Source organism: Kineococcus rhizosphaerae (genome assembly GCF_003002055.1).
Lineage (GTDB): Bacteria > Actinomycetota > Actinomycetes > Actinomycetales > Kineococcaceae > Kineococcus > Kineococcus rhizosphaerae.
Genome location: NZ_PVZF01000006.1, coordinates 235,933 through 257,727, shown reverse-complemented (window position 1 = coordinate 257,727; position 21,795 = coordinate 235,933). Strand labels below are relative to the sequence as shown.

General features: G+C 73.9%; 21 protein-coding genes. 10 read left to right on the top strand and 11 right to left on the bottom strand.

What is annotated here, in order from left to right; translation table 11 throughout:
• Positions 1-6: 6 nt before the first annotated feature.
• Genes CLV37_RS13720 through CLV37_RS13705 form a run of 4 tightly spaced genes read right to left on the bottom strand, consistent with a single transcriptional unit; the run spans position 7 to position 5,072 of the window.
• Positions 7-1,800: a family 20 glycosylhydrolase gene (locus CLV37_RS13720; protein WP_106211215.1), complete on the bottom strand. Its 1,794-nt coding sequence runs from the start codon at positions 1,798-1,800 to the stop codon at positions 7-9.
• Positions 1,801-1,834: 34 nt separating this feature from the next.
• Positions 1,835-2,743: a carbohydrate ABC transporter permease gene (locus tag CLV37_RS13715; RefSeq protein ID WP_106211213.1), complete on the bottom strand. Its 909-nt coding sequence runs from the start codon at positions 2,741-2,743 to the stop codon at positions 1,835-1,837.
• A complete protein-coding gene (locus CLV37_RS13710; RefSeq protein ID WP_245885397.1) occupies positions 2,743-3,726 on the bottom strand; it encodes a carbohydrate ABC transporter permease in 984 nt (327 codons plus the stop codon). The genes CLV37_RS13715 and CLV37_RS13710 overlap by 1 nt, the downstream gene beginning before the upstream one ends.
• A 47-nt stretch (positions 3,727-3,773) precedes the next feature.
• Positions 3,774-5,072, bottom strand: coding sequence for an extracellular solute-binding protein (locus CLV37_RS13705; RefSeq protein WP_106211209.1), 1,299 nt, complete (start codon positions 5,070-5,072; stop codon positions 3,774-3,776).
• A 217-nt stretch (positions 5,073-5,289) separates the two neighbouring features.
• Between CLV37_RS13705 and CLV37_RS13700 the strand changes: the two genes are divergently transcribed.
• Positions 5,290-6,462 carry an ROK family protein gene (locus CLV37_RS13700; protein WP_106211207.1) on the top strand — a complete coding sequence of 391 codons (1,173 nt, stop codon included), beginning with the start codon at positions 5,290-5,292 and terminating at the stop codon, positions 6,460-6,462.
• 117 nt (positions 6,463-6,579) lie between these two features.
• On the opposite strand, the gene CLV37_RS13695 is transcribed toward CLV37_RS13700, so the two are convergent.
• The 3 genes from CLV37_RS13695 to CLV37_RS13685 are packed head-to-tail and all read right to left on the bottom strand — an operon-like array spanning position 6,580 to position 9,343.
• Positions 6,580-7,584, bottom strand: coding sequence for an LLM class flavin-dependent oxidoreductase (locus CLV37_RS13695; protein WP_245885396.1), 1,005 nt, complete (start codon positions 7,582-7,584; stop codon positions 6,580-6,582).
• Positions 7,585-7,589: 5 nt separating this feature from the next.
• Positions 7,590-8,873: an MFS transporter gene (locus CLV37_RS13690; protein WP_342762275.1), complete on the bottom strand. Its 1,284-nt coding sequence runs from the start codon at positions 8,871-8,873 to the stop codon at positions 7,590-7,592.
• Positions 8,789-9,343, bottom strand: a complete 555-nt coding sequence (locus CLV37_RS13685) for a TetR/AcrR family transcriptional regulator (RefSeq protein ID WP_106211205.1) — start codon at positions 9,341-9,343, stop codon at positions 8,789-8,791. Before CLV37_RS13685 ends, CLV37_RS13690 begins: the two co-directional genes overlap by 85 nt.
• Positions 9,344-9,423: 80 nt before the next feature.
• On the opposite strand from CLV37_RS13685, the gene CLV37_RS13680 reads away from it, so the two are divergent.
• A complete protein-coding gene (locus CLV37_RS13680; protein WP_106211203.1) occupies positions 9,424-10,233 on the top strand; it encodes an SDR family oxidoreductase in 810 nt (269 codons plus the stop codon).
• Positions 10,234-10,321: 88 nt separating this feature from the next.
• Here the strand turns inward: CLV37_RS13680 and CLV37_RS27060 are convergent, their stop codons facing one another.
• A complete protein-coding gene (locus CLV37_RS27060) occupies positions 10,322-10,918 on the bottom strand; it encodes a helix-turn-helix domain-containing protein (protein ID WP_146149403.1) in 597 nt (198 codons plus the stop codon).
• A gap of 123 nt (positions 10,919-11,041) precedes the next feature.
• Between CLV37_RS27060 and CLV37_RS13670 the strand changes: the two genes are divergently transcribed.
• Both CLV37_RS13670 and CLV37_RS13665 read left to right on the top strand, forming a co-directional pair.
• A complete protein-coding gene (locus tag CLV37_RS13670; protein ID WP_170127255.1) occupies positions 11,042-12,403 on the top strand; it encodes an NtaA/DmoA family FMN-dependent monooxygenase in 1,362 nt (453 codons plus the stop codon).
• Between the two features lie 56 nt (positions 12,404-12,459).
• On the top strand, positions 12,460-13,068 hold the full coding sequence (locus tag CLV37_RS13665; protein ID WP_106211199.1) for a nucleoside deaminase: 609 nt from the start codon (positions 12,460-12,462) through the stop codon (positions 13,066-13,068).
• A 21-nt stretch (positions 13,069-13,089) separates the two neighbouring features.
• On the opposite strand, the gene CLV37_RS13660 is transcribed toward CLV37_RS13665, so the two are convergent.
• The gene (locus tag CLV37_RS13660; protein ID WP_106211197.1) at positions 13,090-14,130 is read right to left on the bottom strand and encodes an alcohol dehydrogenase catalytic domain-containing protein; all 1,041 of its coding nucleotides are present in this window, start codon (positions 14,128-14,130) and stop codon (positions 13,090-13,092) included.
• Positions 14,131-14,242: 112 nt separating this feature from the next.
• Between CLV37_RS13660 and CLV37_RS13655 the strand changes: the two genes are divergently transcribed.
• The 3 genes from CLV37_RS13655 to CLV37_RS13645 are packed head-to-tail and all read left to right on the top strand — an operon-like array spanning position 14,243 to position 16,177.
• Positions 14,243-14,845: a biotin transporter BioY gene (locus tag CLV37_RS13655; protein ID WP_106211195.1), complete on the top strand. Its 603-nt coding sequence runs from the start codon at positions 14,243-14,245 to the stop codon at positions 14,843-14,845.
• 16 nt (positions 14,846-14,861) lie between these two features.
• A complete protein-coding gene (locus CLV37_RS13650; RefSeq protein WP_106211193.1) occupies positions 14,862-15,536 on the top strand; it encodes an energy-coupling factor ABC transporter ATP-binding protein in 675 nt (224 codons plus the stop codon).
• Positions 15,533-16,177, top strand: a complete 645-nt coding sequence (locus tag CLV37_RS13645; RefSeq protein WP_211298636.1) for an energy-coupling factor transporter transmembrane component T — start codon at positions 15,533-15,535, stop codon at positions 16,175-16,177. Before CLV37_RS13650 ends, CLV37_RS13645 begins: the two co-directional genes overlap by 4 nt.
• Before the next feature lie 16 nt (positions 16,178-16,193).
• On the opposite strand, the gene CLV37_RS13640 is transcribed toward CLV37_RS13645, so the two are convergent.
• Positions 16,194-18,002: a putative bifunctional diguanylate cyclase/phosphodiesterase gene (locus CLV37_RS13640; protein ID WP_146149402.1), complete on the bottom strand. Its 1,809-nt coding sequence runs from the start codon at positions 18,000-18,002 to the stop codon at positions 16,194-16,196.
• Between the two features lie 211 nt (positions 18,003-18,213).
• Here CLV37_RS13640 and CLV37_RS13635 point away from each other — a divergent pair, with 211 nt between their 5' ends.
• The 3 genes from CLV37_RS13635 (at position 18,214) to CLV37_RS13625 (ending at position 21,197) form a co-directional block, all read left to right on the top strand.
• The gene (locus CLV37_RS13635) at positions 18,214-18,954 is read left to right on the top strand and encodes a sugar phosphate isomerase/epimerase family protein (protein WP_106211189.1); all 741 of its coding nucleotides are present in this window, start codon (positions 18,214-18,216) and stop codon (positions 18,952-18,954) included.
• The gene (locus tag CLV37_RS13630; protein WP_106211187.1) at positions 18,951-20,048 is read left to right on the top strand and encodes a Gfo/Idh/MocA family protein; all 1,098 of its coding nucleotides are present in this window, start codon (positions 18,951-18,953) and stop codon (positions 20,046-20,048) included. The genes CLV37_RS13635 and CLV37_RS13630 overlap by 4 nt, the downstream gene beginning before the upstream one ends.
• A 165-nt stretch (positions 20,049-20,213) precedes the next feature.
• Positions 20,214-21,197, top strand: a complete 984-nt coding sequence (locus tag CLV37_RS13625; protein ID WP_106211185.1) for a LacI family DNA-binding transcriptional regulator — start codon at positions 20,214-20,216, stop codon at positions 21,195-21,197.
• On the opposite strand, the gene CLV37_RS13620 is transcribed toward CLV37_RS13625, so the two are convergent.
• The gene (locus CLV37_RS13620; protein WP_106211183.1) at positions 21,186-21,788 is read right to left on the bottom strand and encodes a TetR/AcrR family transcriptional regulator; all 603 of its coding nucleotides are present in this window, start codon (positions 21,786-21,788) and stop codon (positions 21,186-21,188) included. The two genes, CLV37_RS13625 and CLV37_RS13620, sit on opposite strands and share 12 nt — an antisense overlap.
• Positions 21,789-21,795 lie beyond the last annotated feature (7 nt).

Genomic DNA, 21,795 nt, shown 5'->3' with positions numbered 1-21,795 from the left:
CACTGCTCAGCTCGCGGCGCGCACGAGCGCGTGCCGCAACCGGCCGAACTCCGCGACGCTGTCGGCCAGACCGCCCGGGCGCGACCGCAGCAGCCAGCAGGCCCGCTGCTCCTCCAGCAGGTCGTCGAGCTCGGCGAGCAGGCGCGGGGCCGCGTCGGCGGCGAAGGAACCGTCCTGCGCCCGCGCCTGCAGGGCGCGCACGGCGAGGTCGCTCAACCGCAGCGCCTGCGTGAGCTCGCGGACGACGGCGTCGCCGTCGGCCGCGGCCGGGTCGGCGCCGCGCAGGTCGGCGAGGCAGGAGAGGAGTTCGTCGTGCACCGCGGCCAGGGCCTCAGGCGCCGGGACGGCCCAGGGCTTGAGCTGGTCGGGTTCGCGCAGCACCAGGCACAGCGGCGAGGCGTTCAGCAGCGGTGCCCCGAGGCGCTGGCACACCTTCCCGGCCCGGACCAGGACGTCGCCGACGACCCCGGTCGGGTCCAGCAGCAGCGCGTCGTTCAGGACGGCCGCGACGTCGACGTCGCGGTTGTCCTCCAGCGACCACGAGACCGCCCCGCCGAACAGGACGGGCCCGAAGGCGACCGACGGGGGGTCCCAGTGGCCGTGGTCGCCCCAGGAGGTGTTCAGGTAGCCCTGGGCGGAGTTCTCCAGGCCCACCTCGGCGGCGTCGACCATGTTCGCGACGGCGTTGTCCCAACGGCCCAGCAGCGAGTTCCAGTTGCTGGCCCCCGGCGCCACCCAGAACGGGATGCCCGCGTCCAGCAGCAGCTTCGCCCGGTCGCGGAAGCCGTCGCGCAGCGCCGTGACGTCGACGCCGAGGGAACGCCACTCCTGCACCTGACCGGGGGAGGCGGAGTCGACGACCTCGGCCAGCAGGGCGGGGGAGTCGTACTGCCAGACCACCGGGACCGCCCCGGCCGGCACCTTGTCCATGAGCTCGGGGTGGTCGCCGAAGACGTCGGCCCAGAACTCCACGGTGTACCCGCGGTCCAGCCACGGCTGCATGACCTGCGTGACGTACTCGAAGTAGACCGTGCCCAGGCCCACCTCCTCGGCGCGCTGGGCGCTCTTGCCGGTGCCGAGCTCCCAGGGTTCGTCGGCGCCGATGTTGAGGCGCTTGGTCCGGAAGTTCGGGACGACGTCCTCGAGCAGACCCTGCACGAACTCGGCGTTCTCCCGGCTCGGCTCGACCGTGCTGGGCGGGCGGTGCTGCCCGCGAATGGTGAACCCGTCCTCGTTCTCGGCGCGCTTGGCGTGGTCGGGGTGCTTGAGGAAGCGTTCCATGTGACCGAGGGTGTTCTGGTTGCAGACCAGGTCGATGCCCCGCGAGGCGCACAGCGCGTCGAGCCACTGCAGGTCGGCGGGGGTCAGCGGCGAGGCGTCCTGCCAGACGGCCTGCTCGCCGCGGAAGGCGAAGGTGTGCTCGGTGTAGAGCTCGAGGGAGTTGATGCGGGCCAGCTCCAGGACCTCGACCCAGCGGGCCAGGGTGCGCCGGGTGGGGACGCGGTCGCGGCTGATGTCGAGCATGAACCCGCGGACGCCGAAGTCGGGGTGGTCGCTGACGTCGTAGCTGGTGGTGGCGAAGTCCCGGTCGGCGCGCAGCTGGTCGAGCGTGGCCAGGGCGTAGCGCAGCCCGGCGGCGTCGGCGTGGGTGACGGTGATGCCCTCCGGCGACGTCTGCAGGCGGAAACCCTGGGCCGGGGTGGCCGGGTCCAACACGACGCGCACGGGCGCGTCGGGGGCGGGGCCGCTGCCGGTCGTGCTGGCGATCGACTTCGGGCGGGGGAACGGCGTGACAGGCACGGGGGTGACTCCAGGTTCGGTGCGGGGGGAGGTCTCAGCCCTTGACGGCGCCGGCGACCATGCCCTTGGCCATGGTGTTCTGGACGAGGATGAAGACGACGAGGACGGGGACGGCGACGAGGGTGGACCCGGCCATGACGCCGGCCCAGTCGGTCTCCTGCAGGTTGGAGGAGAACGTCCGCAGCCACACGGGCAGGGTGAGGCGGTCACCGGAGGCGAGGACGACGAAGGCGAGGGTGAACTCGTTCCACGCCACGAGGAAGCCGAAGACGCCGGTGGCGACGAGCCCGGGGCCCAGCAGGGGCACGGTGACGCGGAAGAACGCCCCGAACCGCGAGCAGCCGTCCATCATGGCGGCCTCCTCAAGCTCGACGGGCACGCCGTCGACGAACCCCTTCAGCATCCACACGGTGAAGGGGACGATGAGCCCGACGTACAGCAGCGACAGCCCGGGGACGGTGCCCAGCAGGCCCCACCCGTCGAGCATGCGGTACTGGGAGATGAACAGCGCCTCGGCGGGGATCATCTGGACGACGAGCACGGCCACGAGGACGGCGCGCCGGCCGAGGAAGGCGAAGCGGCTGAGGGCGACCGCGCCCAGCACGGCGGACAGCAGGGAGACCGCGACGGCCAGGGACGTGACGGCCGCGCTGAACCCGAGCGAGCGCCAGAACAGCGCGTCGTGGAAGATCTGGCCGAACGCGTGCGTGCTCGGGTGGATCGGTGCCAGCAGGGGAGGGGTCGAGCGCAGCCGGTCGGCCGGCATGAGGGACGAGTTGATCATCCAGTAGATGGGGAACGCCCACAGCGCGGCGAGGACGATCGCCACGACGTTCCACACCTTGCGGTGCCGGTTGCGCGGGGAGCGGGTCGTGTCGAACAGCCCACCGGTGCCCTTCGTGGTTCCCCCGGCGGTCCCCGACGTCGCGGTGGTGGTGGCCATCAGAGGTCTCCCTGCTTCATGAGGGTCCGCATGTACCGGAAGGTCAGGACGAGGACGAGCAGCAGCATGACGGTGGCCAGCGCCGAGGCGACGCCGTAGTTCCCGCCGCCGATGCCCGTCTCGTAGACGTACGTCCCCAGCAGGTTCGTGGCCTCGTTGTTCCCGGCGCTGGACTGCAGCACCTTGATCTGGGTGAAGACCTTCAGGTCCCAGATGATCTCGAGCATGAACAGCAGCAGGATCACGGGCTGGATGATCGGCAGGACGACGGTCCGCAGTCGCGTCCAGCCGCCGGCGCCGTCGAGCTGGGCCGCCTCCAGGATCGCGTCGTCGACCTGGTTCAGCGCGGCGTACGACGACAGGGTGACCAGCGGGACCGACGTCCAGATGACGGTGAGGGCGGCGATCGCGAAGAACGTCCACTGGCTGCCGGCCAGCCAGGAGTAGGCCCGGAACTGCTCGAAGCCCACGCTCGTGAGGATCCAGTTCACCAGCCCGTAGCGGGGTTCGACGAGCCAGGTGTAGACCGTGAGGGCCGCCAGCGGCGGCATCGCCCACGCCAGCACGAGCGCGACCTGCAGCAGGACGCGCGGGACGACCGACAGCTGCTGCAGCAGGACGGCCAGGGCGACGCCGACGACCATGGTCAGCACGGCGCTGACGGCGCAGAACGCCACCGACCGGGCGACGACGACCCAGAAGTAGGAGTCGGTGAGGACCGTGGTGTAGTTCTTCAGGCCGATCCACTCCGGGGGGCGCCCGAACTGCTGGGCGAGCCCGAACTCCTGGAACGACATGATGAACTGCTTGACCATCGGGTAGCCCAGCGACACGCACACCAGGCCCACCGGCAGCACCAGCAGGAGGTAGGGGACGAGGAGCGATCGCCGGCTGCGGCGGTTCCCGGTGCGCGTCCGCGGTGGGGCCGCCCCCGCGGTGAGTGCGGGAGCGCCGCCCACTCCGGCGCTGAGCTGGTCGGACACCACGTTCTCCTCCTGCTGGGTCGTCGTGCTGACGGGGCGGATCCGGGTCAGCCCTTGTTGAGGGCGTCGGCGATGGTCTTGTCCACGTCGGCGGCGACGGTCTTCACGTCCTCGCCCTTGGCGATGCGGACCCAGAAGTCGCGGGGGACGTTGTTCCCGTCGAGGACGCCCCACTGCGGGGAGTTCGGGGTGAGGACCGAGTTCTCGATGACCTTCTGCGCGATGGACCCGGCGGGGCCGGTGAGGGCCGACGCGAAGGACGTCCGGCCGGGGATCCAGCCGCCGACCTTGGCCATGTCGGTCATGAAGTCGTCGCCGTAGAGGAGTTCCATGAGCTTCTTCGACAGGTCGAGGTTGTGGTTGTTCGCGGAGATGCCCAGGCTCGAACCGCCCGAGAACGTGTGCCCGACGCTGCCCGGCGTCAGGCCCGGCAGGGCCAGGACGCCGACCTTGCCGGCGTCCCACATGGCCTGGTCGATCTTGCCGGAGGCGACGTTGAGGGCGCTGTACATCCCGATCTTGCCGTCGTTGAAGAGCTGGTAGGCGGCCTGGACGTTCTCGTTGGAGTCCAGCGCGTACTTGGTGGCGTGCAGCATGAGGTCCTGCACCTGGGCGAGGGCGGCCTGCGACTCGGTGCTGGACAGCTTGCCCGCCCAGGTCTTGCCGGACTGCTCGGCGTACTGCCCGCCGTGGGTGAACAGCCACCCCTCGTTGGTGTGCGGGTCGGCGCCCGGGAAGTAGATGCCGGAGAAGTTCGGGTTCTTCTCGGGGTTGGCCGCGTCGAGCTTCTTGGCCGCGGCCACGAGCTCGTCGAGGCTGGTGGGCTCGGCGATGCCGGCCGCGGCGAACAGGTCCTTGCGGTAGTAGTACACGCGGGCCCCGGCGTACATCGGGGTGGCGTAGAGCTTGCTCTCCCAGGTTCCCGCGTCGATGAAGCTCTGGATGAGGTCACTGCCGCCGAGCGCGTCCTCCATGTCGGAGATGTCCAGGAGGGCGCCGACGGAGGAGAACAGGGCGACCTGGGTGTTGCCGAACTCGACCACGTCGGGGCTCTGGTCCTTGCTGGCCAGGCTGGTCTGCAGCTTGGAGACGATGCCGTCCCACTGCTGGACCTGGATGTCGAGGGTGGCACCGGCGTTCTGCTCCTCGAAGGTCTTCTTGAGGTTCGCCTGGGTCGAGTCCGGCACCGAGTCCTGCATGAACCAGACGGTGATCTTCTTCGAGCCACCACCGCCGCTGCCTCCGCTGCCCGAGGAGGAGGACGTGTCGTTCCCGCAGGCGCCCAGGCCGCCGAGGACGGCGGCACCGGAGGCGCTGGCGAGGAGGGATCGGCGGGTGAGGTTCATGACTGACAGCCTTTCGGTCCGGTGCGACGGTGCTGGGGGACGAGCTGTGGTGCGGTGCCCTGCGGGTGCTGGAGCGGGGGGACTCGGCGATGAGTCTTCGCACTGCCAGCGACGTGTGACAAGGGTCAGGACGTCTGCTTAACAGGAATGTAACCCTTCCTTCCCATCTCCGGAAGGGGTCTTGCCGACGATTCGTAGGTGAGGGAAACTAATCCGTGTGACCAGCCCGACCGCCCCCGCCGCCCGGCCCCACCCCACGCCGTGGCGCACCTCCACGCGGGGACTGCGGCCCAGCGCCAAGGTGCTGCCGACGCAGGCCCGGGCCCACAACCGGGCCGTCGTCCTCGGGCTGCTCTTCCACTCCGGCCCCGTCTCGCGCGCCGACCTGGCGCGGGCGACGGGCCTGACCCGGGTGACCGTCTCGGAGATCGTGGGGGAGCTGCTCGCCGACGGCCTCGTCGCCGAGCTCGGGCTGCGCCCGGAGGGGCGCGTCGGCAAGCCCGCGATGATGGTCGGTCTGCGTTCGACCGAGCACCACATCGTCGCCGTCGACCTGCAGCGGCTGCCCGTGGCGCGCGTCGCCGTCCTCGACCTCGCGGGCGCCGTCGTCAGCGAGCGCACCGAGGACTTCTCCGGGGTGCGGGGTCAGGAGGCGGTCGACGCGGTCGAGCGCGTCTGCCGCGAGGCGATCGGGGCAGCGGTGCAACGGGTCGTCGGGGTCGGCGTCGGGACGCCGGGCATCGTGGACGCCGCGGGCGGGATCGTGGAGTCCGTGCGGCTCGGCTGGAAGGACCTGCCGCTGGCCGAGACCCTGACCACCCGGCTGGGGGTCGGGGTCCACGTCGCCAACGACGCCGACGCGGCGGCGCTGGCCGAGTTCACGTACGCCGGGGCGTCCGCGTCGGGGTTCATGGCCGTCGTCGTCGGCCAGGGCGTCGGGGCCGGGATCGTGCTCGACGGCCACCTCGTGCGCGGGCACCGGCTCGCGGCGGGCGAGATCGGACACCTGACGGTGGATCCGCGGGGTGAGCCCTGCGAGTGCGGCCGGCGCGGGTGCCTGGAGACGATCGTCGCCCCCACGTACCTGGCGCGGACGCTCGAGGGGCGCACCCCGGCGCGGCGCCGCGTCGCCCTGCGCGACGCCGGCCGGCGGCTGGGGGCCGTGCTGGCCCCCGTCGTCGCCGCCCTCGACCTCGAGGAGGTGCTCCTCGTGGGCCCCGGCGACCTCCTCGACGGCCCGCTGCTCGACGCCGCCACCTCCACGGTCGAGGGGACGCTCCTGCCGACGACCGGCCCGTCCGTGCGCCTGCGCCTGGGCCGCCTGGGGGAGAACGGCGTCCTGCAGGGGGCCGCCGCCCTCGTCCTGGCCGGCGAGTTCGGCTTCAGCTGACCCCCGCGATCAAGGACCGCGCCCCCGCGATCAAGGACTGCATCCCCGCGATCAAGGAACTCGAGCCTTCGCGGTCCTTGATCGCGGCCGGGTGGTCCTCGGTCGCGGTGGGTGAGGTCAGGCGGGCAGCACGCGGGCCAGCGACTCCAGCGCGCCGAGCCGGTCGTCACCGACGGGGAACAGGACGACCTCGTCCAGCCCCGCCGCGCGCAGCTCGGCGATCCGGGCGCGCACCGCGTCGGGCGTCCCCGTCAGGGTCAGGTCGTCGACCCACGCGTCCGGCATCCGCCGGGTGAACTCCAGGGCGTCGGGGACCTGCTCGCGCAGTTCCTGCAGCTCGCGCGCGTAGGGGGAGCTCGCCGTGTGCGCGGCGGCGTCCGGCGTGCCGACCCACACCAGGCCCTCGCGCACCTGCTCGCGGGCCTGCGCGGGGTCGTCGGAGACGACCGCGAGCTCGTAGCCGATGAGCGCGTGCCCGGCGCCGGTCTGCTCGCGCGCGGTGCGCGCGTAGTCGGCTGGGACGGGTTCGGCGAGCAGGGTCCCGTCGACGAGCCGTCCGGACAGGGCCAGGGACTTCGGCCCGCGCACGCCGGCCACGACGCGCGGCGGCTGCGCGGGCGGGTTCTCGAGGCGGATGCCGTCGAGGTGGACGTACTGGCCCTGCAGCGTCACGGTCTCGCCGTGCAGCAGGCGGCGCACCGCCTCGAGGTGCTCGGACAGCGAGGTCAGCGGGCTGCGGCCCCAGGACCCGACCTGCCGCATCCAGCCGGGGACCCCGTGGCCGAGGCCGAGGGTGAACCGGCCCGGGAACTGCTCGGCCAGCGTCGCGGCCTCCATCGCGGTGAAGGCGGGGTTGCGACCGGCGGCCGGGGCGATCCCCAGGCCGACGTGGACCTGTCCGGTCACGGCCAGGGCGGCGGCGGCCTGGGCGAACCCGCCGCGGAACCCGAGGTCCTCGATGACCCACAGGCTCGCGAACCCGAGCTCGTCGGCCCGGCGGGCGAAGGGGAGGACGTCGGCGGCGGGCAGGTCGCGGGGCAGGACCACCCCGACGCCGCTGCCGCCGCTGCTGGTGGGGTGGTCCACGGGTTCGGTCTCGGGTCCGGTCTCGGGTTCGGTCACGGGTCTCACACTGCCTCTCGGGTCGGTTGCGGGGAGGGTTTGGCGACGGCCCGGGAGAAGGAGCCCGAGACGGTCACGACGACGAGGACGAGCAGGATGGCGCCGCGCAGGCCGACGTGCTCGCCGACGAACCCCAGGACGGGCGGGCCGACGAGGAACGCGAGGTAGCCCATCGTCGCGACGGCGCTGACCCGCCGCGCGGCGCCGACGGGGTCGTCGCCCGCGGCGGACAGCGCGACGGGGAACCCGAGCGCGGCGCCCAGACCCCACAGCAGGACGCCGACGACGGCGAGCGCGATGCCGGGGGCGAAGGAGACGAGGGCGATGCCGACGACCGCCGCCCCGGCCGACGTCAGCAGCACCGGTGCGCGGCCGTACCGGTCGAGGAGGGGCCCGCCCGCGAAGCGCCCCGTCGCCATGGCGGCGCCGAAGAACGCGTAGACGAGGGAACCCGTCGTGGCGGTCAGGCCGAACCCGTCGACGACGATGAGCGGCAGCCAGTCGCCCGCCGAACCCTCGGCCAGCGCCATGCCCAGGACGACGACGCCGATCGCCAGGGTCCGCCTCTCGCGCCACACCGACAGGAAACCCGTGACGGTCTCGCGCAGCGGTACGCGCGTGCGGCGCTGCTGCTCCCGGCCGGTGCCGGTGGCGAGGTTGCGGACCAGCCAGCCCGTGGCGCCCGCGGTGAGGCCCGCGACGGCGAGCAGGTGGACCGGGACGGGCAGGTGCGTCGCGTTCGCGGCCAGACCCAGCAGCGCCCCGGCGCACAACCCCGCGCTGTAGGCACCGTGCAGGCTCGGGACCACGGTGCGTCCCACGACCGACTCCAGCGCAACGCCTTCGACGTTCAGGGCGATCTCCCCCGAACCCATCCCGAACCCCAGGAACGCCAGGCCCAGGGCCACCAGCGGGGCGTGCCCCAGGCCGGCGCCGGCCGCGACGACGACCGACCCGAGGGCGATGGCGAGCATCCCGGTGCGCACGACCGAGCGCGCGCCGGTGCGGGCGACGTACGTCCCGCCGACCGCGATGCCGACCATGGAACCGGCCGACAGCCCGGCGATCACCAGCCCCATCTGCGCGGTGCTGGAGTGGGTGAGGTCGCGGATGGCGGGGGTCCGCGAGACCCACGTCGCCATCGTCAGTCCGGTGCAGGCGAACGCCGTCGTCAGCGCGGCGCGCACGCGGAACGGGGTGGGGGTCACGCGAAACCTTCCAGGGGGCCGGTGAGCCGCCGGACGGCGGCGCGGACGCGGTCGAGGTCGAAACCCTCGACGGAGATCCAGCTGTGCAGGATCAACCCTTCGAGCAGGGCGTCGATCATGGGGGCGAGGTCGGGGGGGAAGTACCGCGACAGGGAGGTCCGCGAGCGGTGCATCCACTGCTGGACGAGTTCGCGGTAGCGCTCGTCGCGGACGGCCAGGGCCCACAGCTCCGTCTGCAGCACCATGTCCCGCCGGTGCTCGATGCCTTCCCCCGCGATGATCTGCACGACGCCCTCGCGGGGGTCGGAGCCGGGGGGCAGTTCGGCCAGGACGCGCTCGAACCGCGCGTGCATGGTGTCGGCCAGCCGGGTGAACGCCGCGAGCAGCATGCCGTCGCGGGTGGGGAAGTGGTAGGTCATCGACCCCAGGGGGACGTCGGCGGCCTCGGCGACGGTGCGGTACGTCGCCCCCGCGGTGCCCTTCTCGGCGATGACGTCCAGGACGGTCTCGACGATGCGGTCCCGGCGGTCGGGGTCGGTGCGGCGGGCCACGACCGGAAGCTATCAGAACGTCCGTACGAGAGGGAAGGGCCGAGTGTGCGCCCGCTCCCGGCCGTCACCAGGATGGGGACATGACCACCGCCCCCCAGGAGTCCCGTCCGCCCGCCCCGGACCCCGCGCGGCTGTTCGACGTCACCGGGCGCGTCGCCCTCGTCACCGGCTCCACCCGCGGGATCGGTCACGCGCTGGCCTCCGGGCTGGTGCGGGCCGGGGCGACCGTGGTCGTCAACGGCCGCGACCCGCAGGTCGCCGAGCAGGTCGCGGCCGGGCTCGCCGCGCTCGGGCCGGGCCGCACCGTCGCCCGCGCGTTCGACGTCACCGACCCCGCCGCGGTCGAGCAGGCCGTCGCGGGCCTGGAGGCGGACGGGTACCCCGTGGAGATCCTCGTCAACAACACCGGGATGCAGCAGCGGGCCCCGTTCACCGAGTTCTCCGACGCGGACTGGGCGCGCATGCTCGACGTGAACCTGTCCAGCGCGTTCTACGTCGCCCGGTCCGTCGCGCGCCGGATGCGGGACCGCGGCCACGGCAAGATCGTCAACGTCCTGTCCGTGCAGAGCGAGGTGGTGCGCCCGGGGATCGCCCCGTACTCGGCGACCAAGGGCGGGCTGAAGATGCTCACGAAGGGGATGTGCGCCGACCTCGCCGGCTCGGGGATCCAGGTCAACGCCCTCGGGCCGGGGTACTTCGCCACCGAGCTCACCGCGGCCCTCGTCGCCGACGCCGAGTTCAGCCGCTGGGTCGAGGGCCGCACGCCCGCCGGGCGGTGGGGTCAGGTCGAGGACCTCGTCGGCGCGCTGCTCTTCTTCGCCTCCGACGCCTCGGCGTTCGTCAACGGCCAGGTGCTCCACGTCGACGGCGGGATGCTCTCGGTCCTCTGACCCCCGTTCCCCGCGCGAGGCACACTTCGAGCCCTGAAGGATCGATCCTGCAGGGCTCGAAGTGTGCCTCGCGCGGGGAACGGGGTCCTCAGGTGGTGGCCGAGTGGGCCGGGGTGCGGTCGTCGCAGACCAGCAGGAGCCGGGCGGGGACCTCGCCGCGGTTGCGCCAGCGGTGGGGGAGGGCCGGGTCGATCTCCAGGCAGTCCCCGGGGCCGGCCGCGGCGGCGTCCCGGACCCGCCCGGTGCCGCGGCGGCGCTCGCAGTGCACCGTCCCCTCCAGGACGACCGCCACCTCCTCGCCGGGGTGGGTGAACCAGTGCTCGTCACCGCCCGCGGGGGGCAGGGTCAGTTCGTAGACGTGCAGCGACCGGTCGGGTCCGCCGGCCAGCAACCTGGTCGCGGGGCCGGTGGGGGGTGAGGGCATCGACACGCCCGGGGTGGCCCCGGCGCCCCGGTGGGTGGTGGGCAGCAGCGCGGACGGCGGCACGTCGAGGGCGGTCGCGAGGGCGTACAGGGTGGGGATGCTCGGCAGCTGGTCGCCGCGTTCGAGCTTGGTGATGAAGGGCTGCGAGACACCGGCCCGCCGGGCCAGTTCCCGCATGGACCAGCCGCGCGCGGCGCGGTGCGCGCGCACGCGGGCCCCGACCTGGTGCGACGGGGGGTCCCGCGGGTCTGCCGTTCCCATCACCCCTCCACGCAACACGTTCGTAATAACCAGCAGTTATCTTCTTGCCGGTCGCCCACGGTACCCCGGCGGGCGCCACCTCGTGCCCGACCTCGTGCCCGACCTCGACCGGTGAAGGTGACCGTGCCCCAGCAGATCGTCCTCGGCGCGTTCGAGGAGTTCACCCCCAACTTCATCAGCAACGCCTGGAGCCACCCCCTCAGCGACACCGCGGGGTTCGCGACGCTGCCGTACTGGCAGGACATGGCCCGCCAGCTCGAGGCCGGCGGTTTCGACTTCCTGTTCCTGGCCGAGGCGATCGGCTACCCCATGAAGGACGACGGCTCGGTGCCCGACGCCGTCCTGCGCGAAGCCGTGCAGGTACCCGTCCACGACCCGATGACGCTCGTCAGCGGACTGGCCGCCACCGTCGAACGGCTCGGCTTCGCCGTCACCGCCTCCACCACGGCGCAGCACCCCAACCTCAACGCCCGGGCGTTCACGAGCCTGGACCACCTCACCGACGGCCGCATCGCGTGGAACGTCGTCACCTCGGACAACCAGCAGGCCCTCACGCGCCTGCTGGGCCACACGAGCATCACCCCCCACGAGCAGCGCTACCAGCGGGCCACCGAGTTCCTCGAACTCTCCTTCAAGCTCTGGGAGGGGTGCTGGGAGGACGGAGCCGTCCTGCACGACAAGGCGACCCGGACCTTCGCCGACCCCGCCCGCGTCCACCGCGTCACCCACCACGGCGAGCACTTCGACCTCGACGGCTACTTCACCGCGATCCCCTCCCCCCAGCGCACGCCCTTCCTCCTGCAGGCCGGCACCTCACCCGCCGGCCGGGCCTTCGCCGGCCGGTTCGCCGAGTGCGTCTTCATCCAGGACCGCGACCCCGCCGTCCAGGCCGCCAACGTCGCCGACCTGCGGGCCCGCGCCGCCCGGCACGGACGGGACCCGCACGACCTCAAGGTCGTCGTGTCCGCCTCCGTCGTCGTCGGTTCCACCGAGGAGGAGGCCACCCGGCTGCGGGCCGACCTCGACGCGACCCCCAGCCGGGAGTCCGCCGCCGCCCTGTTCCTCGGCTGGAGCGGGGTGGACCTCGCCGGTTTCGGGATGGACACGACCCTGGCGGACGTGCAGACCGAGGTCGGCAAGTCGATGCTCGCCCGCTTCCAGGACGGGAACCCGACCGTCGGGCAGATCCTCGACCGGATCGCGACTTCGATCACAGGCATGCGCATCACGGGAACCCCCGAATCCTGCGCGGACCAGATCGAGCGCACCGTCACCACGACCGGCCTGGACGGGTTCCTCGTCGAGTACACCTACGGCGGGATGGCCAGCTACCGCGGTTTCATCGACCACGTCGTGCCGATCCTGCGCCGGCGCGGCCTGCTGCCGGCCGAACCCCGCACCGGATCCATGCGCCGGCGGATGCTGGGCCACGACAGCGACCGCCTCCCCGAGAACCACCCCGGCGTCGCGTTCCGGCAGTGGTGAACCACGCACCCGACCCGACCGACGTCCCCGACCCGTGCACTAGGAGAGACCAGACGATGCCCGCACCCCGAGACCTCGCGCACTCCTTCACGATCGCCCTCCCCTCCTGGGTGGACGAGGAACTGTCCGACGCACCCGCCGTCCTGGCGACCCGTGAGGACCGCATGGCCCTGGTCCACCGCCTCGCCGGGCGGAACTTCCTGGAGGGCAACGGCGGGCCGTTCGCCGCCGTGGTCGTCGACACCGACAGCGGGGAGCTGCTGTCCGTGGGGGTCAACGTCGTCCTGTCCACGGGGATCTCCTCGGGCCACGCCGAGGTCACCGCCCTGGGGCTGGCCCAGGTCGGCACCGGGTCCTGGGACCTCGGCGCCGGCGGGGCCCGCCGCGAACTCGTCGTGAACTGGCGCCCGTGCGCCCAGTGCTACGGCGCGACGCTGTGGTCCGGGGTGCGCACCCTCGTGGTGGCCGGCTCCGGACCGGAACTCGAGGAGATCACCGGGTTCGACGAGGGCCCGGTCCGCGACGACTGGGCCGAGCAGTTCGAGGCCCGCGGGATCTCGGTCGTCACCGACGTCCTGCGCGAGCAGGCGCTGGACGTCTACCGCGCCTACGCGGCGCACGTCGCCGCCACCGGTGCGGTCGTCTACAACGCCCGCACCGACTGACGGTCCGGCCCGTCGCCCGCGTCAGGAGGCGTCGGGGTCGGGGGAGACCCGGACCACGGTCTTGGACGACCTCGCCGAGTCCGCCGCGCGCGCGAACGCGGCGGCGGCGTCCTCGATCCCGAACACGTCGGTGACGACGGCGGCCAGCGTCTCGTCGGCGGCCAGGACCTCCACCGCCCGGTCCAGTTCGGTGTCGAAGCGCTGGGTCCCGAACAGCGCCACCTCCCGGGAGACGACGTCGGCGATCGGGATCGGCAGGTCCCCCGCGGGCAGGATCCCCAGCTGCAGGATCGCCCCACCCGGGCGGACGGCGCGGATCGCGGTCCGCAGCGAGGCGAGCACCCCGGCGGCCTCGACGACGACGTCGAACGCCTCGTCGGGCACCCGCCCGCCCTCGGAGAGGTTCACGAGGGCGTCGGCGCCCACCCGGCCCGCGACCTGCAGCGGCAGGGCCTGCAGGTCGGCGGCGGTGACGTGCGCGGCCCCGGCGTGCTGGAGGGCGGCCACCGCCAGCGCCCCGATCGGCCCGGACCCGCTGACCAGCACCCGGGCCCCCGCCACCCGGTCACCGAGCCGCCCGACGCCGTGCAGCGCGACGGCCAGCGGTTCGGCCAGCACGGCCCGGCGCAGCGGCAGCCCGTCCGGCAGCGGGCGCAGCTGCCCGGCGGCGACCGCGAGCAGTTCCGTGAGCCCGCCCTGGGTGTGCGGCTGCGTCGACGCGCTGCCCAGGTAGGCCCCGCCCCTGCGCAGGTGCAGCCCCGTGGGCTCGGTGCGGCCCGCCGCGGCGGCCGGGGTGGCGGGGTGGATCGCGACCCGGGTGCCGACGCCGGGCCCGGTGACCCCCGCCCCGAGGCGTTCGACGACGCCGACGACCTCGTGGCCCAGGGTCAGCGGCTCGGTCACGGCGTAGGGACCGTTGCGGGCGTCCTTCGCGTAGTGCAGGTCCGACCCGCAGATCCCCCCGTAGACGACGCGGACCAGCACCCCGCCGGCGGGTGCGGACGGTTCGGGGACCTCCTCGACCCGCAGGTCACCGGGGGCGTGGACGACGACGGCCTTCACGGCGGGACTCCTTCGACGGGGGCACCCAGGCTCGCAGGTCCCGGGGCCGGGGCCCGTCCCGGCCCACCTCAACGGCACCGGGACCCGCCCGGGGGTCGGCTAGATTCCCCGGGTGACCCCCTCCACGCGCCCGGCGGCCCGTCCCGCGCCCGGTGTCCGCCGGCCCGCCGACCGCTCCCGCGACCTGGCGCTCGTCGCGGTGTTCGCCGCCCTGGTCTGCGCCCTCGCGCTGACCCCGGGCATCCCCGTGGGCGTCCTGGCCATCCCGATCACGCTGCAGACGCTCGGGATCATGCTGTGCGGAGCCGTCCTCGGACCGTGGCGGGGCGCGGCGGCCGCGGCGCTGTACCTGCTCGTCGGGGCCGTCGGGGTCCCCGTGTTCGCGGGCGGCGCCGCCGGGGTCGGGGTCTTCGCCTCCACCGGCGCCGGGTTCCTGCTGTCCTACCCGTTCGCCGCGCTCGTCGTCGGCCTGCTGACGCGCGCCGGGATCCGCCGGGGCCGGACCGTGCCGGGCATCGCCGTCGGTGCGGTCCTCGGCGGGATCGGCGTCGTCTACCTCGGGGGCGTCCCCGGGATGGCGCTCGCGGGCCACCTCACGCTCGCGAAGGCGGCCGCCCTGTGCGTGCTCTACCTCCCCGGTGACGCGGTCAAGGTCGTCCTGACCGTCCTGGTCGCCGCCCCGGTCCACCGCGCGTTCCCCCGCCTCACCCGCTGACCCCGGACCACCCCCGGTGATCCGCCTCGACGGCGTGCGGGTCGACGCCGAGGACCGCGTCGTCCTGCACCCGCTGGACCTCGAGCTCACCGACCCCTTCACCGTCCTGGTCGGCCCCAACGGCTCCGGCAAGTCCACGCTGCTGCGCCTGCTCGACGGGCTCGTGCTGCCCTCGGCCGGTCGCGTGCTGGTCGACGGGATCGACCCCGAGCAGCGGCTGAAGGACCTGCGCCGTCACGTCGGGTTCGTCTTCACCGACCCCGACGCCCAGCTCGTCATGCCGACGGCCGTGGAGGACGTCGCGCTGTCGTTGCGCCGCACCGGGGTCCGTGACCGGCAGGCCGCCGCCCGCGCCCTGCTGGCCGCCGCCGGGCTCGGGGAGCTGGCCGAGCGCTCCGTGCGCGACATCTCCTCCGGGCAGCGCCAGCTGCTCGCGCTGACCACCGTGCTCGCCACCGAGCCGGCCGTCCTTCTCGCCGACGAGCCCACGACCCTGCTGGACCTGCGCACGGCCCGCCGGGTCGCCGACGTCCTGCGGGACCCGCCCGCGCACGTGCGGCAGGTCGTCGTCGCCACCCACGACCTCGACCTCGCCGCCCGCGCCGACCGCGCGCTGTGGATCGAGGACGGCCGCGTCCACGCCGACGGCACCGCCGCCGAGGTGCTGACGGCCTACCGGGGGTCGGCGTGAGGAAGGGCCTCGGCGGCCCGCCCCCGCTGCTCGGGCTGGCCGAACCGGGCGACTCGGTGCTGCACCGCGCCCGCGCCGGGGCCAAGCTCCTCGGGCTCGTCGGCGTCGGGACGGCCGTCGGCGTCGTGCGCGGTGTCTGGCCCGGACCCGTCGCGGCCGTGGGCCTGGCGCTGCTCCTGCTCGCCCTCGCCGGCCTCGCGCGCGGTTGCCGGCTGCGGCGCGGGCTGCTGCGCGCGCAGGTCCGCCGGACCTGGTGGGTCCTGCTCGCCCTCGCCGCCGTGCAGTGGTGGTCCGCAGGCCCCTGGCTGGCCGCGACCGTCGTCGCCGGGCTCCTGGGCTGCCTGTGGGCCGCGACCCTCGTCACGGCCACGACCCCGGTGCCCGCACTGCTCGACACGGTCGTGCGGGCCCTGCGACCCCTGCGGCGGTTCGGGGTCGATCCCGAGCGGGTGGGTTTCGCGTTCACCCTCACGCTGACGAGCATCCCCGTCGTCAGCCGGCTGCTCGCCGAGTCGCGCGAGGCCGCGGCCGCGCGCGGGCTGTCCGGCGACCCCCGGGCCCTGCTCGTGCCCACCGTCGTGCGGGCCGTCGCCCACGCCGAGCAGCTCGGCGAGGCGCTCGCCGCCCGCGGCCTGGACTGAGGCCTGGACTGACGGCTCACCCGGCCCAGTGCCGGACGACGGTCTCGGCCGGTTCGGGTGCACCGCAGTGGAAGCCCTGCAGGTAGTGGCACCCGGCCGCGAGCACGGCCTTGGCCTGGTCCGCCGTCTCGATGCCCTCGGCGATGACCTGGACGTCGAGGCCGGCGGCCACCGTCACCACCGCGTCGAGCAAGGCCCGCCGGCGCAGGTCGTGGGCGACGCCGGCGACGAGCGACTTGTCGACCTTGACCATCGCGACGGGCAGCTCGACCAGACGGGACAGCGAGGAGTACCCCGTGCCGAAGTCGTCGACGGACAGCGGGTGCCCGTCGAGGTGCCGGGCGTGCAGGCCCGGCAGGACGCGGGAGTCGGCGAAGCCGCTCTCGAGGATCTCCAGCCCGACGTCGGCCGGCTCCAGGCCGTTCTCCTCCAGGGCCGCGCCCAGGACGGTGCCGAGGTCGGGGTCGACCAGTTCTGCTGGGCTGAGGTTGATCCAGACCGTCCGCGGTGCCGCCGCGCCGTGCGCGCGCCGCCAGCGCCCCAGGTGCGCGCAGGCCTGGTCGACCACCCAGTGCCCGAGGTCCACGATCAGGCCGGTGCTCTCGGCCAGGTCGACGAACTCCGCGGCGGGCAGCAGCCCCCGGGTGGGGTGCTCCCACCGCAGCAGGGCCTCCACCGTCCGCACGGTGCCCTCCTCGTCGGTGATCGGCTGGTAGTGCAGCCGCAGCCGCCGTTCCGGCAGGGCGCGGGCCAGCTGCGCCTCGAGGGTCGGCAGGACGGTGCCGGGGCGCGCCGCGGTGGGCGGGCGGTGCTTCTCCAGGTACATCGCGTGGTCGGCCTCGGCGACGAGCGCGTCGGCGTCGCAGGTGCCGTCGTCGTGGGCCACCCCGATGCTCGCCGTCACGACGAGGTCCACGTCGCCGATCCGCAGCGGGCGGGCCAGCGCCCGGCGCAGGCGCTCGCGCAGGGTGTCGGCGTGGGTGCGGACCCCGGTGCCGTCCGGCGGGTCGGGCAGGTCGTCGCAGACGACGACGAACTCGTCGCCCGCCAGCCGGGCCAGGGTGTCCTCGTCCCGCAGCTCCGCGCTCATGCGCGAGGCGACCGCCACCAGCACCTCGTCGCCCGCGGCGTGCCCCAGCGTGTCGTTGACGGCCTTGAAGCGGTCGAGGTCGATGAACAGGACCGCGACGGCACGGCCGTGGCGGCGGGCCGCGCTCAGGGAGTGCTCGAGCCGGTCGAAGAGCAGCACCCGGTTGGGCAGCCCCGTCAGGGCGTCGTGGGTGCTGGCGTGCTCGAGCGCCTGCTGGGCCCGCTGCGCGCGGTCGCGGTCGGTCGCGATGCTCAGGTAGGACGCGGCCAGGTGCGCCACGACCCGGGCCCAGTGCAGCTCCTGCTCGCGCCACGTCCCGGGCTGCCGGCGGTAGAGGTCGAGCACGCCCCAGACGCGGCCGTGGTTGGCCAGGGGGACCGCGACGACGGACCGGAGCCCGACGCCGAGCGCGAGGTCCACGAACTCGGGCCACGCCGTCTGCGCGGGATCGGTGAGGTCGTCCACGACCACCTCGGCGCCGGAGAGCGCCGCGTCCTGGCACGGGCCGGATTGCAGGACGTCCTGCACCGTCTCGGGCTCATCGACCCCGGCCCCGCTGACGTGCACGAGCCGCAGGGCGGCCCCGTCGGCGACCACGACGCCCACGCCGTCGACCCCGTCGAGGTGCTCGGCGACGACGTCCACCAGCCGGCGCAGGAGGTCGTCGGGACCGACGCCCCGGGCGGCCTCCTCGGCGAGGGCCGCCACGGCGGCCAGCAGCGACGCGTCGCTCACGTCGTCGTCCTCGGGTCCACGCGGGCTCCAGGGGGAGGCATCCGGCCGCCCGGCTTGGACGCGGGGGCAACCATACGCGGAACGGCCGGTCCCGTGGCCGGATCGGATCCCCCCGGGCCGGCGGCGACGGGCCCCGCGCAATACTTTCCATTGGAAGGTTCCGGTAGGCTGGGTGGCAGCACCACCCGTCCCGGAACGAAGGAGTCTCGAGGTGTCCCGGAAACCCTCCGTGCAGCTGTACTCGGTGCGCGACGCGGTCCAGCAGGACCTGTCCGCCGCCGTCGCCCGCCTGGCCGAGATCGGCCTGACCCAGGTGGAGCCCTACGCCTTCCACACCCGCACGGCCGAGTTCAAGGCCGCGTTCGCCGCCGCCGGGGTCAGCGCCCCGTCCGGGCACGCCGCCGTCATCGACGCCGAGAACCCGCGGGAGGTCTTCGAGGCCGCCAACGAGCTCGGGATCACCACGGTCATCGACCCGTTCGTCCCCGCCGACCGCTGGCGGACCGCCGACGACGCGGCGAAGATCGCCGACCGCGTCAACGAGCTCAGCGTCCTGGCGCACGAGTACGTCCTCGACTTCGGCTACCACAACCACCACTGGGAGCTGGAGAACACCGTCGACGGCCGTCCCGTCCTGGAGCTGTTCGTCGAGCGCCTGGCCCCCGGGGTCGTCCTGGAGATCGACACGTTCTGGGCCACCGTCGGCGGCGCCGACACCCCGGCGCTGCTGGAGAGCCTGGGGGAGCGCGTGAAGTTCCTCCACGTCAAGGACGGGGCCAAGAGCACCGACACCTCGCTGCAGCAGCCCGCCGGGCAGGGCCAGATCGACGTCCCCGCCATCCTCGCCGCCGCCCCGCAGGCGCTGCGCGTCATCGAGTTCGACGCGTACTCCGGCGACGTCTTCGACGGCATCGCCGCCTCCCTGGCGTGGCTGCAGGAGAACGACGCGTGAGCCGCGTCGGAGTGGGGATCATCGGGGCCGGGAACATCTCGACCCAGTACCTCGAGAACCTGACCAAGTTCCCCGACGTCGAGGTCCGGTTCATCGCCGACATCGCCCTGGACCGCGCGCAGGCGCAGGCCGAGGCGTTCGGCGTGCAGGCGTCCGGGACCGTCGAGGAACTGCTCGCCCGCGACGACGTCGAGATCGTCGTCAACCTGACGATCCCCGCCGCGCACGCCGAGGTCGGCCGTCAGGTCCTGGCCGCCGGCAAGCACGTGTGGAGCGAGAAACCCCTCGCGCTGGACGCCGAGTCCGGCCTGGCGCTGCTGGCCGACGCCGAGCGGCTGGGGCTGCGCGTGGCGTGCGCCCCCGACACCGTCCTCGGGGCCGGCATCCAGACCGCGCTGCGCGCCATCGCCCGCGGCGACATCGGCCAGCCCCTGTCGGCCACGACGATGTTCCACGTCCCCGGCCCGGAGGCCTGGCACCCCAACCCGGACTTCCTGTTCGCCCACGGCGCGGGCCCGCTGTTCGACATGGGGCCGTACTACGTGACGACCCTGGTCCACGCCTTCGGGTCGGCCGGCCGCGTGCAGGCGGTGTCGTCGAAGTCCGTCGAGCGCCGCACGATCGCGTCGGGCCCGCGGGCGGGGCAGACCTTCCCGGTCGAGGTCCCGACCCACCACGCCGCCCTCATCGAGTTCGACGGCGGGCAGTCGGCGCAGTCGACGTTCTCGTTCCAGCACGCCCTGCCGCGCAACGGGTTCGTCGAGATCAACGGCACCGAGGGCACCATCGTCCTGCCGGACCCGAACACCTTCGAGGGTGACTCGACGCTGTGGCGGTTCGGCCAGGAGGAGCCGACGACGATCGCGGCCGTCGGGTCCACCTTCGGCCGCGGGTCCGGGGTCCTGGACCTGGCCCGCGCGATCCGCACCGGCGGCACCGAACGCGCCTCGGGCGTCGTGGCCGCGCACGTCCTCGACGTGCTGCTCGCCGTCCGCGACGCCGCCGCCACCCGCACGGCCGTGGACGTCACCTCGACCGTCGCCCCGGTCGCGCCGCTGCCGGAGGACTGGGACCCGTCGGCCGCCACCCTCTGACCCGCGCGGAGCGACCCCCTCGTCACGCCGCTGTGCGACGAGGGGGTCGACCCCGGGGAAGGCTCCGGCGCTCCTGCCGTCGTCGGCGGCGTCGCCCGGTCCGTGGTCGACGCGACCCCGGCGCCGGCGACCCCGCCTCGCGGTCCGAGCTCCTAGGATCGGGGCGTGAGCGTCACCAGGGCCGACGTCGCCCGGTACGCGGGCGTGAGCTCCGCGGTCGTCAGCTACGTCGTCAACGACGGCCCGCGCCCGGTCGCCGCGGCGACCGCGGCGCGGGTCCGCGAGGCCATCGAGGTGCTGGGGTACCGACCGAACCCGAGCGCGCAGGCGTTGCGGCGCGGGTCGTCCCGGTTGCTGGGGCACGTGGTGCCCGACCTGGGGAACCCGTTGTGGGCGCAGTTCGCCCTGGCCGTCGAGGAGGTCGCCGCCGGGCGCGGGTACGACGTGCTCCTGGCCAGCACCGAGGGGGGTGCCGAGGCCGAGCACCGGCGCATCGAGACCCTCGTGGCCCGCGGCGTCGACGCGCTCATCGTGACCAGCGTCATGGCCCGCCCGGACCTCGTGACCCGCGCCGGGCTCGGGGTCCCGCTGGTCCTGCTGAACACCTTCTTCGAGGTCCCCGGGTTCCCCAGCCTCGGGTTCGACGCCCTCGGCGGCGCGCGGACGGGGACGGCGCACCTGCTCGGGCACGGGCGCGGTCCGGTGGGGCTGGTCATCGGCGGGGAGACCGGGGAGCTGCGCGAACAGGGCTGGCGGGCCGCCGCCCGCGAGGCCGGGACCCCCGAGGGGCCCATCGCACGCGGTGAGTTCTCCCGCCACGGCGGCTACGGGGCGGGGTTGCGCCTGTTCGGGTCGCCGGACCGGCCCCGGTCGGTGTTCGTCTCCTCCGACCTGCAGGCCGTCGGGGTCCTGCGGGCGCTGTTCGAACTCGGGCTGCGGGTACCCGAGGACGTGGCGGTCGTGAGCTTCGACGGGACCGTCGAGACGGAGTTCACCAACCCCCAGCTGACGACGGTGCGCCAGCCCGTCGAGGCCATGGCCCGGGCCGCGGTCGCCCGCGCGCTCGACGGGGACACGAGCACCGACCGGCAGGTGCTGCCCGCCGAACTGGTCGTCCGTGGTTCGTGCGGGTGCGGCTCAGCCGGCTGACCCGCTGGGCAGGAAGCGTTCCAGGAGTTCCAGGGACCGCCGCACGTCGACGGTCCCCGGGTCCAGCAACCACTGGACCTGCAGGCCGTCGGAGGCGGCGGCGACCAGGGCGGCTGCGTCCCGCGGGTCGATGTCGGCGGCGATCCGCCCCGCGCGCTGACCCTCGGCGATCTTCTCGGCGAGCTCGTCGCGCACGCGGGAGAACCGTGCGCGGATGAACTCCCGGGTCAGGGGGTGCTGCTCCTGCAGGGCGTCGGAGGTCAGCGTCGAGTACAGCTGCACCAGGCCCGGGATGCCGCGGTTGCGGTCCGCGGACTGCGCCATCGACTCCACCGCCCCCTCGGTGGCGGGCAGGGTCTCGGGTTGCACGCGCCGTTCGTGCTCGCGGTAGGCCTCGACGAGGAGTTCGTCGCGGGAGCTGAAGTAGTGCCGCAGCGCGGCGTGCGAAACCCCGATGGCGTCCCCGACCGACCGCAGCGACGCACCGTCGACCCCGCGCTCGGCGAACTGGTCGATCGCGTGGTCGAGGATCTGCTGACGACGCTCGATCCCCTTGCGGTAGGAGCGGCGCTGCTCGGTTCCCTCTGGCACGTGGTCA

Coding starts and splice junctions, on each gene's coding strand:
- CLV37_RS13680 (WP_106211203.1), top strand. CDS start 9,424: ATGACCACCGCCCCCCAGGAGTCCCGTCCGCCCGCCCCGGACCCCGCG.
- CLV37_RS13705 (WP_106211209.1), bottom strand. CDS start 5,072: ATGAACCTCACCCGCCGATCCCTCCTCGCCAGCGCCTCCGGTGCCGCC.
- CLV37_RS13715 (WP_106211213.1), bottom strand. CDS start 2,743: ATGGCCACCACCACCGCGACGTCGGGGACCGCCGGGGGAACCACGAAG.
- CLV37_RS13665 (WP_106211199.1), top strand. CDS start 12,460: ATGCCCGCACCCCGAGACCTCGCGCACTCCTTCACGATCGCCCTCCCC.
- CLV37_RS27060 (WP_146149403.1), bottom strand. CDS start 10,918: ATGGGAACGGCAGACCCGCGGGACCCCCCGTCGCACCAGGTCGGGGCC.